The organism is Streptomonospora alba (genome assembly GCF_000826685.1).
Taxonomy (GTDB): Bacteria; Actinomycetota; Actinomycetes; order Streptosporangiales; family Streptosporangiaceae; genus Streptomonospora; species Streptomonospora alba.
Map to the genome: position 1 here is coordinate 104,723 of NZ_JROO01000013.1, position 16,428 is coordinate 121,150.

The 16,428-nt window shown below is 73.3% G+C and carries 13 protein-coding genes and 1 pseudogene; 3 read left to right on the plus strand and 11 right to left on the minus strand.

Going from position 1 to position 16,428, the window contains the following annotated elements; translation table 11 throughout:
* Nucleotides 1–230 precede the first annotated feature (230 nt).
* Nucleotides 231–623 (plus strand): MerR family transcriptional regulator, encoded by a 393-nt coding sequence (locus tag LP52_RS08240; RefSeq protein WP_052809599.1) that lies wholly within the window; start codon nt 231–233, stop codon nt 621–623.
* Between the two features lie 70 nt (nt 624–693).
* On the opposite strand, the gene LP52_RS08245 is transcribed toward LP52_RS08240, so the two are convergent.
* Nucleotides 694–2,775, minus strand: coding sequence for an acyltransferase family protein (locus tag LP52_RS08245; RefSeq protein ID WP_238580792.1), 2,082 nt, complete (start codon nt 2,773–2,775; stop codon nt 694–696).
* A 338-nt stretch (nt 2,776–3,113) separates the two neighbouring features.
* Between LP52_RS08245 and LP52_RS08250 the strand changes: the two genes are divergently transcribed.
* Complete coding sequence (locus tag LP52_RS08250) at nt 3,114–4,541, plus strand: hypothetical protein (RefSeq protein ID WP_040272138.1); 1,428 nt, start codon at nt 3,114–3,116, stop codon at nt 4,539–4,541.
* Nucleotides 4,542–4,594: 53 nt separating this feature from the next.
* Here LP52_RS08250 and LP52_RS08255 read toward each other — a convergent pair whose 3' ends face one another.
* From LP52_RS08255 to LP52_RS08270, 5 genes are all read right to left on the minus strand, one after another.
* On the minus strand, nt 4,595–5,959 hold the full coding sequence (locus LP52_RS08255) for a serine/threonine-protein kinase (RefSeq protein WP_040272139.1): 1,365 nt from the start codon (nt 5,957–5,959) through the stop codon (nt 4,595–4,597).
* Between the two features lie 30 nt (nt 5,960–5,989).
* Nucleotides 5,990–7,093, minus strand: a complete 1,104-nt coding sequence (locus LP52_RS08260; RefSeq protein WP_040272141.1) for an SIS domain-containing protein — start codon at nt 7,091–7,093, stop codon at nt 5,990–5,992.
* Between the two features lie 69 nt (nt 7,094–7,162).
* Nucleotides 7,163–7,339 (minus strand): Trm112 family protein, encoded by a 177-nt coding sequence (locus LP52_RS26365; RefSeq protein WP_084723016.1) that lies wholly within the window; start codon nt 7,337–7,339, stop codon nt 7,163–7,165.
* Between the two features lie 43 nt (nt 7,340–7,382).
* Nucleotides 7,383–8,744: a phosphomannomutase/phosphoglucomutase gene (locus LP52_RS08265; RefSeq protein ID WP_040272143.1), complete on the minus strand. Its 1,362-nt coding sequence runs from the start codon at nt 8,742–8,744 to the stop codon at nt 7,383–7,385.
* Between the two features lie 155 nt (nt 8,745–8,899).
* Nucleotides 8,900–9,310 carry a DUF3499 domain-containing protein gene (locus LP52_RS08270; RefSeq protein WP_040272197.1) on the minus strand — a complete coding sequence of 137 codons (411 nt, stop codon included), beginning with the start codon at nt 9,308–9,310 and terminating at the stop codon, nt 8,900–8,902.
* Nucleotides 9,311–9,549: 239 nt separating this feature from the next.
* On the opposite strand from LP52_RS08270, the gene LP52_RS08275 reads away from it, so the two are divergent.
* The gene (locus tag LP52_RS08275) at nt 9,550–9,975 is read left to right on the plus strand and encodes a metallopeptidase family protein (RefSeq protein ID WP_040272145.1); all 426 of its coding nucleotides are present in this window, start codon (nt 9,550–9,552) and stop codon (nt 9,973–9,975) included.
* Between the two features lie 18 nt (nt 9,976–9,993).
* On the opposite strand, the gene LP52_RS08280 is transcribed toward LP52_RS08275, so the two are convergent.
* The 5 genes and pseudogenes from LP52_RS08280 to LP52_RS28735 form a co-directional block, all read right to left on the minus strand.
* A complete protein-coding gene (locus LP52_RS08280; RefSeq protein ID WP_040272147.1) occupies nt 9,994–10,254 on the minus strand; it encodes a hypothetical protein in 261 nt (86 codons plus the stop codon).
* 140 nt (nt 10,255–10,394) lie between these two features.
* Entirely contained in the window at nt 10,395–11,819 is a 1,425-nt protein-coding gene (locus LP52_RS08285) for a DUF5719 family protein (protein WP_040272149.1), read from the minus strand.
* Nucleotides 11,816–15,076, minus strand: coding sequence for a glycosyltransferase family 2 protein (locus LP52_RS08290; protein WP_040272198.1), 3,261 nt, complete (start codon nt 15,074–15,076; stop codon nt 11,816–11,818). The genes LP52_RS08285 and LP52_RS08290 overlap by 4 nt, the downstream gene beginning before the upstream one ends.
* 249 nt (nt 15,077–15,325) lie before the next feature.
* Nucleotides 15,326–15,613, minus strand: a complete 288-nt coding sequence (locus tag LP52_RS08295) for a WhiB family transcriptional regulator (protein ID WP_040272150.1) — start codon at nt 15,611–15,613, stop codon at nt 15,326–15,328.
* Between the two features lie 238 nt (nt 15,614–15,851).
* Nucleotides 15,852–16,428 (minus strand): annotated as a pseudogene (locus LP52_RS28735) (hypothetical protein); the annotation flags it as partial.

The window sequence follows — 16,428 nt, forward strand, 5'->3', positions numbered from 1 at the left end:
CCGCAGCGTCAGAATCACCCGCCGCTGGACGGACTGAAGGGCACAGGTGACTACCCATGGCGGAACCGCACAATCGCGCGCCGGCCTCCGATTCCGCGCCCTACGGACCGGTCGGCGACGGCCGATCCGAGAAGCGGAGTGACTCCGCTCACGTATCGGCTTCCGGGGAGGGCCGACCGCCCCGGAGGCGGCCCTCCGACGGCTTCTCCGAGGCCCCCGCGACGCTTCCGATCTCGGCGGCCGCCGAGCGCCTGGGCACCACCGCGCGGATGCTGCGCTACCGCGAGGCGCTGGGGCTGGTCCCGCCGACCAAGGAGCAGCCCACCGGCCGCGGCCACCGCCACCGCCGCTTCAGCGAGGACGACCTCGACGCCGTCTCGGCCGGACTGGAACTGGAACGGGCCTACGGCATCCCGCCGACGGCCCTGGCGTTCGCCCTGCGCGTCCTCGCCGAGCCCGCGATCCTGGCCCGGATCCGCTCCTTCGGAGAGCGCGTGGGCCGCCTGGCTCCGGCCCCGGCCCGGGCCATGGATTTCGAGAAGCAGAAGGCTCTGCGCCTCCTTCAGGGCAGGGAGCAACCCCGGCAGGGGCCGCCCGGGCCGGTTCCTCCCGGGCGGCGTTGAGCCGCCTCCGCAGCGGTGGGCACACCCGTGCCCGGCCCTCGTGCCCGGCCCTTCGAGAGGCGCGCCGGCGTCACAGGTCGGTGGCCGCCTCGATGCGGTTGCGCAGGGTCGGGGCCAGGGTGCGCATGTAGGTGGCGGTGATGTGGCCGCGGTCCCAGTAGACGAGCACGTTGCCGATGACCGCGGGGCACCGGTCACCGCGGCACAGCTTGTCGGTGAAGTCCAGGAAGACCACGTTGCCGGGCACCCCCTCAAGCCCCTCCAGCGGGGACGTGCGGGCCATGGAGGGGGACCGCCGGCCGACGCACTCCTGGCGGCGCTTCTCGGCCAGGCAGTCGGGAGCCGCGAAGCTCAGACGCGGGGTGTCGCGGACGGCGATGACGTCGATGCCCATCCCGTCCAGCTCGCGCCACCGCTGCACGTAGCCTTCGGCGACCGTCTCGCCCACCGGTCCCGCCTGGGCGTCGAGGTTGGTCCGAGTGGCGGTGGTGAACACGGCGTCGGGCCGCAGTTCGGCCAGCTCGGGCATGACGCCCGCGTTCCACCCGGCGCAGGAGTGGTAGACCTCACCGCCCCGCAGCTGCTCGGCACCGGTGAACAGGCACGAGCCCTTGATGATGTTGACGATCCGCCACTTCTTGTCCTCTGCGATCTCCCGCAGGGCCGGCAGCCAGTGGGCCGCGTGTGAGGCGCCCACCAGCGCGATGGTGCGGTCGTAGTCGCGGGGGCCGTAGGCGCAGGTGATCACCTCGCTCTCGCGGGTGCCCTGGTTGCAGTCGTCGGCGTAGCTGGCGGGTATGTCCTCGGCGGCGTTGGCGGGATCGGGATACACGGGAGCGCCCTCGCCCTCGACCACATCGGCGGCGGGGGAGCCCAGCACGGCCGCGCCCGGGTAGTCGGCGCTCTGGGCCGCGATCTCCTGCTCGCGCTGCTCGTGGGAGATATGCCCCGACCACACGCCCGCGGCGGCCAGTACCGGAACGATGAAGGCCGCGCCCACGGCCAGCGACCACGCACTTCCGGTCCGGGTGCGGGTGAGCGCGTCGACCCCGTCCTCGGTGATCCAGCGCGTGGCCACCGCCAGCGCCATCGACAGCGCGAGGACGAGGCAGCCGCCGGTAAGGCTGGGCTGGGTGCGGTCGGTGACCTCCAGATAGCAGACCAGCACCGGCCAGTGCCAGAGGTAGAGCGCGTAGGCGTGGTCGCCGATGTAGTGCACCGGACGCAGGTTGAGCAGGCGGTCGGCCGCCACCGGCGAGCCCGTGCTGCCCGCGACGATCACGGCTGCGGCCGCCAGAGTCGGCCACAGTGCGATGTAACCGGGAAACAGCGTGGACACCTGGAGCAGCAGGCCGCACGCCACCAGGGCCGCAAGCCCGGCCCAGCCCAGCACGATCCGCAGCAGGCGGGGCAGGCGCAGGTGCGGAAGCGCGAGGGCCAGCAGCCCGCCCATCGCCAGCTCCCACAGGCGGGCGCCGGTGTCGAAGTAGGCCCAGGGCTGGTCTGCTGCGGTGACGGCGACGGAGTAGGCCAGCGACGCGGCGAAGACCAGGGTGAGTGCGGCGGCGACCGCGCGGCGCAGCGGCTGCCCGGCCGCGCGGGCCAGAGCGGCGACGACGGTGATGAGCACCGGCCACACCACGTAGAACTGGCCCTGGACCGACAGCGACCAGAAATGCTGGACCGGTCCCGCGGCGCTGTTCTGGGCGAGGTAGTCCACCGAGTTGAGCGCCAGGTGCCAGTTCTCGACGTACAGCGCCGATGCCACGACGCCCGAGATCGCCTCGCGCCACGCTGTGGACGGCAGGAACAGGAAGCTCGCCACGAGGATTCCGCCCAGGGCCGCCGCGGCCGCCGGAAAGAGGCGCTTGACCAGCCGCGACCAGAACGCGGTGAAGTCGATCCTGCCGCGCCGCTCCATCGTCCGCAGCAGCGAACCCGTGATCAGGAAACCGGTGAGCAGCAGGAACACGTCCACACCGCCGGAGACCCGGCCGAGCCAGATGTGGTAGGCGGCCACCAGGACGACCGCCACCGCCCGCAGCCCTTGGAGCTCGGGCCGGAACCCGCCGCCGGACCGCTGAGCGGCGCCGGGCGGGGACTCGGGAGCAGACGGCGCTGGAGCGGCGGAACCAGGGGGCGACGGCTGCACGGAATACCTCATCGGCTGTCTGACGGGGATGTTCAAGGGGGATGTTCAAGGCGGAGCGGTGTTGCCGGGAGCCGGGCCGCCGGCTCGCATGCCGCCCCTTTCAGGACGCGCGAAGCGCACCCGCGGTTGCCGCCTCGGGGGCCGCGTCGGGTCGGCGCGGCCAGGAGTATAAGCGGTGCGCAGCGCAGACGGAGCACCGGTCCGGCCCGAGCACGGCACCGCAGCGGTACCGGGACCGCCCTCGGCGCCCCGTGCCCCGGTGGCGACTCGCCGCGCGTTCGCGGAAGGATCATCACAAGCCGGGTTTTATCCGCCGTAGCTCTGGCTACGGTGACAGCGTGGACACCAGACGACGCGGCCTGGCCCTTGCTCCCGAGAGCTTTTCCGACACCGTGCGCAGGCGGCTCGGAAACCTCGACCGGCTGCGCGAGGTCTGGACCGAGCGGCGGCGCTACGTCGACAGGACCGAGGATCCCGCCCTCAACCGGCTCAGCGCACGCAGGCGCGTCGAGGCGTTGCGGCGCCTGGCCGGGGTGGACACCTCCGACGCCGGCGGCGTGGCCGCCGAGGAGGAGGCGTTCCTGGCCATGGCCGCGGACTGCCGCTCCGGCGTGCGCCTGACCCCCGAGTACTTCGAGGCGCTGGTAGGCGGCGCACCCGACTTCAGCCCGCCCCTGCCCGCGCCCCCCGGTGTCGGCGAACTGCTGGCCGAGGCCGCCGCCGTCGAGACCCATCCCGTCATCCGCGCCGCACATCTCTTCGCGACCTGCACCGCCGCGCTCGATCCCGGCTCCGCGACGGATCCGGCCACGGACGGCCCGCCCGCGCACCTGCGCCCGCTGCCGTGGTGGCTCGCCGCGCTGTCGTTGATCCGCTCCGACCTCCCGCCACCCGCGATCGACGTCGGCTGCCCCCTTCCCGCGCCGGGGAGCACCGTCTCCGCCGAGCCGCCGGACACCGCCGCTGCGGACCTGCCGTGGCGCGCACCCGCACCGGAGACAACGGTGCCCGCGCCCCGGGCCGGCGACGACCGGCTGGCCCCGCTGGTGCTACTGCTGGCCGACCTGGAGACCGCCGCCCTGCGCAGCGAGCTGAGCCGGCTGGCACGCGTGCAGACCCGACCCCGGGGCGAGAGCGGCCGCCTCGCCGCGGCGGTGCACCGCCGCATCGTCGAGCACCTGCGCTTGCGGTCCGCGCCGCTGCACTTGGTGCTGCGCGAACTCGATCCCTCCTGCCGGGCCGTGGTCAGCAGCTCGACCGCGGGCCCCGCGTTCACCACCCCCGGCGCCCCGGGTGCGCCCGGCGAGGATCCCGAACGCGCCGAGGACGAGGGCGCGGAACCGGGCGGCGCCGCCGCCCGCGCCGAGGAGCCGTCCGGCGAACCCGCCACGGCCACCCGCATGCGGGCGCCCGTCGCTCCCTCGACCGGCGAGCGCAGCCGCGGCGCCGCCCGGCGCGCGCTGTTCGCCCCGGGCGCCAACGAGTGGCACGCCTCGCTGGACGTCGACCTGGCCGACGGAGTGCTGCGGCTGCTGGTGTTCGTGCAGGAGGTGGGCTCACCGGCCTCAGGCGTGCTCGCCGTGACCGCGGACGGCTGGCTGACCACCGACGACGGCGCCGAGGACGTGCTGGCCGCGGGGTGCGCCGACTGCGTGACCCTGGTGCCCACCGACGGGGCCGACGACCGCTGGCCGGAGGTCGAGGCGTTCGCCGACGACGTGCTGGCACGCTCCATCGGGTACCTGACCCGCGTCGCGCGCTACTGAAGGCGTCAGCGCCGCTGCGGATGCGGCTGGACGGCACCGGGGCCGCGCCCGGGCTACCCGCTCAGCGCGACGAGGAACAGCACCAGCAGCAGGATGATGATCGCGATCAGCACCGCGGGCACAACCCAGCCCTGCGACAGGATCGGGTCCTCGACCCGGCGCTGCGGCTGGTTCTGAGGCTGCGGCATGTTCGGCGGCGGCTGCGTGGGCATACCGCGGTTGCCGTACATCGTGTTGGGGCCGGTCGCCGGAGGCGGTCCGGGGGCCGGACCGCGCGGCACACCCGTCATGTTCGGGTTGCCGCCGGGCATCTGCGGCCCCGGCCCCATCTGCTGGTGGGGCGGGAAACCGCCCTGCTGGGGGCCCGTGGGCTGGGGACCGGCGGCCTGCGGGCCCGTGGGCTGCGGGCCGGCCGAGGGATGCATTCCAGCGCCGAAGCCTCCGTAGCCGGCCGGGTAGGGCGTCTGCGGCCCGCTCGGCGTGGGTGTGGCCGGACCGCCGTGGGCGGGCGGAGCGCCCGGACCGGGCACAGGTGTCTGCGGCCCGCTGAGCGGCCCCTTCTCGGCGATCCGCTCGCCCTCCTTGAGGGCGTCGTCGGTGGAGACGGCGCTCTCGTGGCCGAGCAGCCGCATCAGCAGTTCCTGGGCCGCCGGCCTGCGCTCGGGGTCCTTGTCCAGGCACGCCTGCACCACGGTCGTCAGCGATTCCGGCATTCCGGTCAGGTCGGGCGGCGCGCTGACGACGCGGTGCACGACGGCGGGGACGCTGTCGGTGCCGAAGGGCGCGTTGCCGGTGGCGGCGAACGCCATGACGCAGCCCCACGCGAAGATGTCGACCTTCTGGGTCATCTCGTGGCCCTCGATCTGCTCGGGGGCCATGTAGGACGGCGTGCCGACGATCGAGTTGGTCATCGTGGCGGTGCCGTCGGACATGCGCGCGATTCCGAAATCGATGACCCGGGGGCCGTCGGGGCCCAGCAGCACGTTTCCGGGCTTGAAGTCGCGGTGCACGATGCCGGCCTGGTGGATGGCCACCAGTGCGGTCGCGGTCGTGATCGCCAGGCGCTGCAGCGACGCGCCCTTGTGCGGCCCCTTGGCGGCCACCGCCTCCTGCAGCGACGTGCCGGGCACGTACTCGGAGACGACGTAGGGCGGGTCCTCGTCGAGCTGGGCGTCGTGGATGGCGGCGGTGCAGAACGAGGCGACCTTCTGCGCCGCGCGCACCTCCTTGGCGAACCGCTTGCGGAGATCGTCGTCCTGCGCCCACTGGTCGTTGAGGACCTTGATGGCGAATTCCTCGCCCTCTTCGTCGCGGCCGAGGTAGACCACACCCTGGCCGCCCTTCCCGAGGCGTCCGACCACGCTGTATCCACCGAACGAGGCGGGGTCGTTCGGCGACAGCGACTCGGGACCGGGCATCGATCTCCTCCAGGTGCGGTCGTGCTGGCGCTAACGCACGACCAGCGTATGGGCTAGTGGATCCGCGCCGTATGCGACGGCTACGTACACAGTGGCGTAATCGATTAGAGCGATCAAACCGGCAATTCGTTCCAATGCACCCGCCTGCGGCGCGGAGATCTCGCTTACGCCCACGCCCCGTTCGCGGGCGGTGTCCGCTGCGGCCTGCAGATCACCTGCGGCCTGCGGGCCCTCTTCCTCGGGGTCGCGCAGCAGGAGAAGCCGGATGGACACACTGCCGTCCTCCACCGGGTCGTCGAAGATCGACCGCGGGCCGGCGCCGCCGAAGGGCCCGTCGACGACGGCGATCGGGCCGTCGAGCAATCCGGGCGCCCGGCCGCAGACGGCAGGGTAACCGGCGAGTGCCGCCAGACGGGAGGCGAAGTAGCGCCCGGCGGTCTCGGACACCGCCGTGGCGCCGCACACCAGCGGAAGGCTGCCGGCCATGTCCAGCACCGCGGACTTGGCCTCGTTCTCCCAGGTCTCGGCGGAGGGGCCGTAGTCAGCGGCGGCCTGCTCCAGGCGCGCCGCGGCCGCCTCGTAGGCGGCGTCGGGCGGAGCGGGCAGGCCGACCCGTTCGGCCGCCGTGAGCAGCGCTGCCGCAGTCGGCCACACAGCCTCGACGAACCCGCCCGCCTGCGGGAGCACCACGGCGGGATCGCGGGCCTGCTCGGCGATGGCCGCGAGCGGGTCGTCGCGCGGCCCGACCGCCAGGAAGCGACAGCCGCGGCGCACGGCCTCGGCCGCGCACTCACGCACCCACTCCGGAGTCTGGCCGATTGTGGACGCGGCGGCGGCCACGAGGTCGTAGCCGCCCACCCAGCCCGGCAGCCGGTAGTCGTGCACGGTGATCACGGGCACGGGGCAGCCGGGACCCAGCACCGCGGCCAGGATCTCACCGGCGAAACCCGCAGCGCCGGCGCCCACGACCACGATGGAGCGCGGTCTCCCGTCCGCGGCCAACGCGTCGAGCGGGGCCTCGGATGCGGCGGTGCGCGCTGCGCGCAGCTGCGCCGCGGCCGCCGCCGTCGCTCTCAGCGCCTCGGCGCCGGCTTGGGGGTCGTCCAACCGCGATTCGTCGAATTCGCGCGGCATGGGTTCCTTTCCCGATGTCTGGGGTCGCCCCCGCGCGTAGGAGCCGGGGGCCGGGCCGCGCCGATACGCCTAGCCGATGCTGCGGGCCTCGTCCACCAGCAGCACCGGGATGCCGTCTCGGATGGGGTAGGCCAGCCCGCTCTCGTCGCAGACGAGCTCGCCCGCTTCCTCGTCGAGCCGCAGCGGCGCCTTGCTCTGAGGGCAGGCCAGGATCTCCAGCAGCCAGTCGTCGATCTTCGCGGTCATCGCCGTCTTCCCGTCTGGTGGTCGTGGAGCGTCGGGCGCCCGGTCAGGCACGCACGATGGCGAGCACGTCGTCGCGCAGCTTCGCCATCGCCGCGGAGTCGGGAGCCTCGACGTTGAGCCGCAGCAGCGGCTCGGTGTTGGAGGCGCGCAGGTTGAACCAGGAGCCGTCGTCCAGGGTCACCGACAGCCCGTCGAGGTGATCGACCCCGGACGCCTGGTCGGCGTAGGCCCGCTCCGCGGCCGCCATGCGGTCCTGCTGGTCGGCGACCTCGGAGTTGATCTCGCCCGAGGCCGCATAGCGGGTGTACTCCTCGGTGATCTGCGACAACGGGCGGGGGTCGGAGCCGAGCACGCGCAGCACGTGCATCGCCGCGAGCATACCGGTGTCGGCCCGCCAGAAGTCGCGGAAGTAGTAGTGGGCGGAGTGCTCGCCGCCGAAGATCGCGCCGGTCTCGGCCATGGTCGCCTTGATGAAGGAGTGGCCCACCCTGGTGCGGACCGGCTCTCCGCCGTGCTCGCGCACGATCTCCGGCACCGACGAGGACGTGATCAGGTTGTGGATGATCATCGAGCCGGGTTCCTTCGCCAGCTCCTGCACCGCGACCAGCGCGGTGATGGCCGACGGCGGCACGGGCTCGCCGCGCTCGTCGATGACGAAGCAGCGGTCGGCGTCGCCGTCGAAGGCGAGCCCGATGTCCGCACCCGTCTCGCGGACCCGCGCCTGCAGGTCGACCAGGTTGGCGTAGTCGAGCGGGTTGGCGGGGTGGTTGGGGAACGTGCCGTCGAGCTCGAAGTACAGCGGATCGATGGTCAGCGGCAGCTCCCCCAGCCACTCGCCGCCCAGCACCGCGGGCACGGTGTAGCCGCCCATGCCGTTTCCGGCGTCGACCGCCACCCGCAGCGGTCTCCCGCCCGAGAGGTCGACCAGGGAGCGCAGGTACCGGGCGTATTCGGTGAGCAGGTCGCGCTCGGTGATGGAGCCGCGGGCGCTCTCGGTCTCGGGCACCCCCCGCTCGGCCAGGCGGCGGATCTCCACCAGGCCGCTCTCGGAGCCGATCGGAGCCGCCCCGGCCTGGCACATCTTGATGCCGTTGTACTGGGCGGGATTGTGGCTTGCCGTGAACATCGCGCCGGGCATCTCCAGGTAGCCCGCCGCGAAGTACAGCATGTCGGTCGAGCCCAGGCCCGCCATCACCACGTCGAGGCCCTGGCCGGTCACGCCTTCGGCGAAGGCGCGCGCGAGCTCCGGGGAGGAGGGCCGCATGTCGTAGGCCACCACCGCGGTGGAACCGCCGACCGTGCGCGCGAAGGCCGCGCCGATCGAGCGCGCCCCGGCGGCGTCGAGGGTGTCGGGGAAGACTCCCCGTACGTCGTAGGCCTTGAAGATGTCGCCGAGGTCACCCACACGCTGCTCCGGATCCGGTAGTAATCGGGGGCTGTTGCGGCAGGTCCCGCCGCGCCGCCGAACGGCCGCGGACAGGCTGCGTCCACGTCGCCCCCAAATTACCAAGGCGCCGCGACACGACCGCGACAGGCGGGCCGGAGCCGACGGAGGCGCCTTCAGGCGTCGCGGCCGGGTCCGGCCGAGCGGTGGGAGGAGGACGGGGGCTCGGGCTGCTGGGATTCGGACTTGACCACGCGCAGATGCCCGCGCCGGTTGGTCTCGACCCCCTGCCCGACGGGGTCGTCCGCGGCGGGGGGCCGGGCGGCCTCGCGGACGGCGTCGGCCAGGGCCTCCAGGTCGTCGCTGCCGGGGCCCGCGCCCGAGGAGTCGGCGGGCAGCCGCACGACCTCCCATCCGCGCGGGGCGGTGAGCCGCTCGGCGTGCATGGCGCACAGGTCGTAGCAGTGGGGTTCGGCGTAGGCGGCCAGGGGACCGAGGACCGCCGTGGAGTCGGCGTAGACATAAGTGAGCGTGAAGACTGCGGGCTGCCGGCACGCCGTGCGCGAGCAGCGTCGGGCGACGCTCACGGACATCGACCTTATTCCCTTCCACCGCGACACGCCAGCATCCCGCCGCTGTGTCCGGCGCGGGAGGAGCGAGCCGCAGGAAGGGCGCCGCTCCTGCTGCGGAGTCCGGCGAAGGCGGCGTCGTGCGGGTGGCACGCGGCCCGCGGCGCCTGCGCGCGAAGGCGGCGGGAGGCTCCATCCCTTCTTCACAAGGGGCTGCATCCGGGCGGCGGATGGCATAGTCTCGAATCGTGCGACGAGTGCACCTGGATAGGGCTCAAGCCGACCGAGTACGACGTCGAGACCGGCGCGGACGGGGCCTTCGTGGACCCCTGGCGCCACCTGAGCTCCCCGTGAGCCGAAGCCGGGCGCAGGTCTTCGACGACCTGGTGCTCGACGCGGTGGAACGGTTGGAGCGCCACTGGGCGCGAGAGCTCGCCAACGTGGAGTTCCTGGTCGAGGACGTCCCTCGGGTCCCCCGCGGAGTCACCGCCGACGACGGCATCCCCTTCTCGCGTCTGGAGACCACCGGGTCCGGGCAGGCGCGCATCATCGTCTACCGCAGGCCGGTCGAGATCCGCACACGCGACCCCGAGGAGATGGCCCTGCTCGTCTACGACAGCGTGGTCGAGGAGGTCGCCAACCTGCTCGGGCTGGAGCCGGAGACCGTGGATCCCGAGACCTGACCGCACGGCGGCCCGTGGTCAGGGCATTCCGTCGGGCACCACCGACAGCACCACCGAGCGCCCGTCCGCGGTGCGGCACTGCCAGGTCACCGGTTCGCCGCCGCGCAGCCGCTGCTCGGCGAACCACTCGCGCACCACCGGCACCGCCTGGCTGGCGACCCCGCGCTGGTACTCGGCATAGCGCCCGCGCAGCCATCGCGCCGCTGAGAACGCGCTGTCGTAGGTACCGGAATACCGTTCCCGCGCCTCGCCTACCTGCTCGTATCCGTTGAAGTTCATGGGGCTCCCTCGAACCCGCGGGTCCGCCCCCTCGGCGCCCGCGCGCCCTGACCCGCCGAGTAATGATGGCAGCGCCCCACCACCGTGTCTCCCCCCGTGGCCGGTGGCGGCCGCGGGCCCACGGCGGGGTCCGCCCCCTACTACTCCACGATCGCCGTGAGGGAGTCCTCCACCTGCGGGAGGGGCACTTCGGTCGGCGCCGCAAGGAGGGGCTGGACGGACGCGGCGCTGTCGCCGCCGTCCTCATGAGTGAGCACCCGGCCCGCGTAGACGGGGGCGTCGCCCTTGATCCGCACGGTGAACGCGTGCGCGCCGTCGGGTTCCGGGAGGTCTTCGACGGTGGTCCGGTCGGCGGCGATCTCCACTCGGGTGGGCTCGCCCGTCGTGCCGTCCTCCTCGACCGGTGTCACCACGGCCGTCGCGGCACCGTCCAGGGCGGCGAAGACCAGTTGCGACGAGGTGCCCTCCGGGTTGGCCGGCACCACCGCGGTCGACTCCAGCGGATTCCGCAGCGGTTCGGCGGCGGCCGAATAGGCGGTGTCGTCGCCACCGTCGCGCACGGTGTCCACGCCCACCACCACCGGGACGTCGGCCTCCACGACCGCGGTCCCGGCCGTGTCGTCCAGTGGAAGGCTGAGGAAGTTGCCGGCGGCCGGCGGGACGCTCAGCTCGTCGAGCGAGTCGTGCTCCACGCGCCCGTCACCTGTGTAAAGGCGCACGCCGGCGGTGACGGGACTGTCGCCGGGCGCGGCGATGAGGAGGCGTTTGTCGCCGCCGCCGGGCGGGATGGCCGGCACGACGTGGGTATCGGAGGGCGGCGCCGTGGGCGGCACCCAGTCCTGGCCGCTGCCGCCGTGGTCGGCGAACAGGGAGGCGGCGACCCGTCCGGAGTTGGTGCGCACGTGCACCACCGCCGTCCGGCTGCCCTGGATCAGATCCGTCAGTTCCACCTCGCTGCCGGCGTGGGCCTCCACCGGGATGCCGCGGGTCTCCTCGGAGAAGACGGGGCCGTCGGCGATGTAGACGTCCACGTTGGCCGTGGCGGCCTCCTCGTCGGGATTGGCCAGCAGCAGCCGCAGGTCCTCCAGCTCGGTCCCGCCGGGTGCGGCGAACCAGGTGCTGATGCCGGGCTCGGCGCAGCGCACCTCGGTGGCATAGGCCCCGTCCTCGCCGACGGTGGACTGGGCGACCTCCAAGCCCGCAGCTGCGGCGCCTCCGGCCGAGACGACGGTGTGCTGCTCGGCTCCGGAGGTGTCGGCGGTCCACAGCCTGCCGGCCTCACCGGGCTCGCCCACGGCGGAGGCGTCCTCGCCGTTCTCGGCGGCGGAGAGTTCGCCGCCGTCTCCACCGCCGGCGGCGAACGCGGCGGCCTGGGACGCACGGTCGTCGCCCTGCGGCGGCGGGCAGATCCGCACCGCCGACTCGACGGGCGCGGTCTCCGGCGACTCCGCCCCGCCGGGGCGGGCGCCGACCGTGCGCGTGGCGAGGGCCACCCCGAACAGTGCGGTCAGCGCGATCAGCACCAGGACCAGCAGTGCGAAGCGGCTCTCGACGATCAGCCTCACTGGTCGCTCCCTTCGCCGCCGTCGTCCTCCGCGCCGCGCGCGCCCCGCCCTCGGCCGCCGGCTCGGCGCACTCCGCGGGCACGGTGCCCGCGGGCGGCTACGCGGGTGCCGGTGGAGCCGCGCAGGCCGGCCAGCGCCGGGCGACGCGGCCGCGGCGCCGGTTGCGCCTCCTCCTCGCGCAGGTCCTCCTCGGTGCGCACACCGGGCAGTGCGAACATCACGGCCACGGCCAGCAGCACGCCCTCGACGGCGAGCCACCCCTGGCGCAGCGGGTCGTCCTTGTCCAGTGTCAGCTGCCCGCCGCCGGCGGGCAGCTCGAAGGTCGCCAGTCCGCTGCCGTTCTCGCCGGCGGGCAGCTGTTCGCCGCCGAGTGCGGCACTCCACCCGGTTCCGGCGGGCTCGGCCAGGACCAGTGTCCGCCCGGCGGAGCCGGAGGGCACCCGGTAGGCGCGCGCGTCGCCGTCGTCCTGCCGCTTCAGCGCGGTGTCCGCGCCGTCGCCCGTGACGCGCACCCGCCCGGTGGGCTCGTCCAACCGCCACAGCCCGAAGCGATCGGTCAGCAGCACGCGCGAGACGCCGGGCACACCGTCGACCGTGTCGACAGGGGTGGCGGCGGCGCCGTCCTCCGCGGGCGGACGGGGCATGAGGATGTAGCCGATCCCCAGGTTCCCCAGGTCGCGGGCCTGTTCGCCGCCCTGGCCGGCGAGGAGGCCGGCGACGACCTCGTCGAGGACCTCTCCGGTGCGTTCGGCCGTGGGGATCTGCCCCTCGCCGATGCGGGGCCCGCGGCCGCGAAGCACGGTGTAGCGCGTCGGACCCTCGTGCTGCGGCGAGACGACGAGGGTGCGCGCGTCGCGGTCGTCGTCGCCGATGGCGCCGAGCATGCCGGGGATGGCCGGGCCGCTCTGCCCGGTCAGCGGGCCCTGCGCCCCGTTCCACATCCACATCCCGGCCGCGCACACGGGCGTGGTCAGGGCCAGTGCCGCCGCGGAGGCCACGAATGCGCGGCGCGGGCCGCCCATGGACCACATCAGGCCGAAGGACTGGGCGGTGGTGGCCGCGGACAGCAGCAGCGCGGTCGACGCGAAGGCCAGCGCGACGCCGGGCCAGGCCGGGGCTTCCGGACCCCCGTACCAGGGTTCGACGGGGATGCGGCTGACGATGATCGCGACGAGGATCCCGAAGAGGGCCACGCTCCAGCCCACGGCGATGAGCATGCGATGGCGCAGGAGCACCAGCGCGACCAGCGCCGCGGCCAGGAAGCCCGCGGTGATCCACACCGGCGGGCTCCCGGGGCCGCCGGGTGAGAGCATCAGCAGCTGCTCGGCTCCCGGCGGGGGCGCGGACAGCTCCGGCCGGTGCAGCCCGGCCTCCAGCAGCCACAGCGAGGGGTGCAGGAACAGCTCCAGCGACCAGGGCAGAAGCAGCACCAGAGGCACGGTGAGGGCGATGCCCAGGCTGAAGTAGAGGCGGCGGCCCAGGTGGCCGTAGGCGACAGCGACCAGGAGACCGGTGACCAGCGCCAGCAGCCACAACAGCGGCACGAACGCGGTACCGGCCGCGATGAACACCGCCAGCGCCCAGGCGGTGCGGCGCGACTGGCGCGGCGGGAGGGTGAGCAGCCGGGTGATCAGGATGCCCAGGACCGGAAGCAGTGCGTGGACCAGAGCGGTACCCAGGCGCCCTTGGGAGACCGCGCCCGTGGCCATGGGGAGGAGGGCGTAGGAGCCCGCCATCCACACCTGGGCCGGGCGGTAGTGCAGGACGCGCCGCGCCAGCAGGTAGGCGGTGAACCCGGCCAGCGGTACGCAGCCCAGCAGGATGAGGGTCACCGCCAGCCACGGCTTGCCCAGCAGCAGGGTGGACAGCAGCGCCAGCAGGCCGACGTAGGGCGGTGCGGGCGCACCCGCACCGGCGCCGATCTCGGGGGTGCCGGTGAGGTAGAGCCGCCACAGGTCCCCGGCCCCGCCCTGGACCGGCGGGAGCGCGCCGCCCGACAGCTCGCCGCCGAACAGCAGCGAGCGCTCGGCGATCAGGGTCACGATGGTCAGCGCGGCGACCATCAGCAGCCCGGGGCTGGTCACAGCGCGCCACAGCAGGCTGTGCTCGTCGTTCAGCGGATCCTCGTCCTCGGGCGGCGGCGCGGTGACGGCCTGGTGGCGGCCGGGGCTGTCCAGTCCGGGGGTGCCCGCGAACAGGTTGGCCACGGAGTCGGTGAACTGGCGCATCGCCACGCCGCGCGCCAGGAACGGGCGGATGGCGCTGTAGGTGCGCCGGCGGTTGCGGCGCCTGCGCAGGCGGGCGCCGATGAGCCGGCCGGGCATGAGGTAGACCGAGCTGATGGCCACGGCTTCGTCGAAGGCGTTGGCGGGCTGCTTGGCCGCGATGTACATCAGTACCCGCAGCAGCGAGGCGAAGGTGTTGCGCACGAACGCGGCGAGCATGCCGCCCATGGGCAGGTTGGCCAGCAGAACGAAGATCGCGTTGCGGCGGTCCAGGCGGCGCGGGTGGTCGGACGCGGCGCTGATGCGCCTGCGGCGGCGGGCGGCGGCCTCGGCGTGGTAGGCGACCGCGTCGGTGACGATGAGGACGCGGTGGCCGGCTCCGCCGGCGCGCCAGCAGAAGTCGATGTCGTCGCGGAACATCGGCAGAGTGCGGTCGAAGCCGTCGAGCTGGTCCCACACGTCGCGCCGGACCAGCATGCCCGCGCTGGAGACCGCCAGTACCGCCCGGGTGTCGTCGTGCTGGCCGTGGTCGAACTCGCGCGCCTCCAGGCCGGTCTCGCGCCGTCCGGCGCCGTCGATGGTCACCCCGGCTTCCACGAGCAGGCGGCGGTCGAACCAGTCGCGCAGCTTGGGGCCGAGCACGGCGGCGCGGGGGTCGTCGTTCGCGGCCAGCAGCAGGTGCTGCAGCGCGTCGGGCTCGGGCGTGCAGTCGTCGTGGATCAGCCAGACCCACTCGGTGGCGTCGGGCGCGGCGCCGGGGAAGTCGGCACGGGCGCGCGGCATGTCCAGGGCGGCGCGCACGGCGTCGCCGAAGCCGGTCGAGCGGTCCAACGTGGTGATGGCGTCGGGGGCGATGTAGTCGGCGAGGATGCGGCCGCTGCGGTCGCGGCTACCGGTGTCGACGCCGATGACGCGCTGTACCGGCCGTGACTGCTCGCGGACGGCATCCAGCGTCTCCGGCAGCCATCGGGCGCCGTCGTGGGTGACGATGACGGCGGTGACGACGTGACGAGCCGGATCCAGGGGTAGCACGGCTGGTGTTCGCTCTCGGGGGTTCGAAGTCGGGACGTTGCGACCTGTGCTGTCGCATGCTGACGGCAAAACACCTTACGCCACCTGCGACTGTTACGCGCCGTTTCTCCCTCGTCAGGTGAGCGACGCCTCCTCCGCGTGCCGTGTCCGCAATGCCGCCGTCTCTAGCACGCAGCACGTAAAGGAAGCATAAAAAACGCGTGTCCTGGGCGAAAACCCAGGACACGCGTTCAGCGGTGCCGGAAGCGGTCACAGCATGTCGGCGAGGAAATCGAAATCCTGGCCGGCCGCTTTCTTGAGCCGCCGCCGCTCGCGTTCGGAGAGTCCCCCCCAGATACCGAAGCGCTCATCGTGCTCCAGCGCATATTCCAGACACTCCGCACGCACCTCGCATGACAGGCAGACCTTCTTCGCCTCCCGCGTCGAGCCGCCCTTCTCGGGGAAGAACGCCTCGGGGTCGGTCTGCGCGCACAGGGCGCGCTCCTGCCAGCCCAGATCTTCATCTGCGCCGTGCGCCAGCGGGATGACCTCGCTCATGCGCACCTCCTATTGCCCCCCTAGATGTACCCTCCCATTCGACCCCCGGGAGGGTGGAATCACACCTGGAAATTACACGCGCGAGACTCGCTATACGTCAAGCGCACTGCGTTGTAATCCCCTGAATATCCTCCAACAAACGACCGCCGGGCGTCTACCCGTACCGGTCGGCTTCACCGGATTACCGCGCAATTGTGAGGTGCGTCCGAGCCGCGAATGCTCCGGCTGGGGGACCGGGTCAGCCCCGCTCGTCGTCGCGGTACCACCCGTGCGGGTTCTCGGTGCCCTCGCCCACCTGCTGCCCATACGGCGTTCCGTAAACCGGATCGATCGCCTGAGTCTGGTCGGTCGGCGCGGAGTCCTCGTGGAAGAACGAATCCAAGGGGGTGTCGCGGCGGGGCTCGACCGGGGCCTCGGGCTGCTCGCCGGGCTGCTGGTACCAGCCGTACTGGATGGCCTCCTGCGCGGCCCGCTCCCCGTCGCTGCCGGGCTGGGGCGCGTACCGCGAAGGGTCGTAGGGCGCGCCGTAGGCCGACTGGCCACCGGTGCCGGTGCCGGTGCCGTAGGCCTGCTGGGCGGGGTCGGTGCCGTAGGCCGGCTGGGCACCCGTGGTGTAGGGCTGATGGCCGTAGGGGTCATAGGCGGGCTGGCCGCCGCTGCCCGCCCCGTAGGCGGGCTGGCCGCCGGTGCCGTAGGGCTGCTGGCCGTAGGGGTCGTAGGCCGGCTGCCCCGCTTGCCCGTAGCCCTGCTGGCCGTACGGGTCGTAGGCGGGCTGGCCGCCGGTGCCGTAAGCCTGCTGGCCGTACGGGTCGTAG

Bases quoted from the DNA above. Each gene is read 5' to 3' on its own strand.
- LP52_RS08280 (WP_040272147.1), bottom strand. From the start codon at position 10,254: ATGAACTTCAACGGATACGAGCAGGTAGGCGAGGCGCGGGAACGGTAT.
- LP52_RS08255 (WP_040272139.1), bottom strand. From the start codon at position 5,959: ATGCCCGGTCCCGAGTCGCTGTCGCCGAACGACCCCGCCTCGTTCGGT.
- LP52_RS08295 (WP_040272150.1), bottom strand. From the start codon at position 15,613: ATGAGCGAGGTCATCCCGCTGGCGCACGGCGCAGATGAAGATCTGGGC.
- LP52_RS08260 (WP_040272141.1), bottom strand. From the start codon at position 7,093: ATGCCGCGCGAATTCGACGAATCGCGGTTGGACGACCCCCAAGCCGGC.
- LP52_RS26365 (WP_084723016.1), bottom strand. From the start codon at position 7,339: ATGACCGCGAAGATCGACGACTGGCTGCTGGAGATCCTGGCCTGCCCT.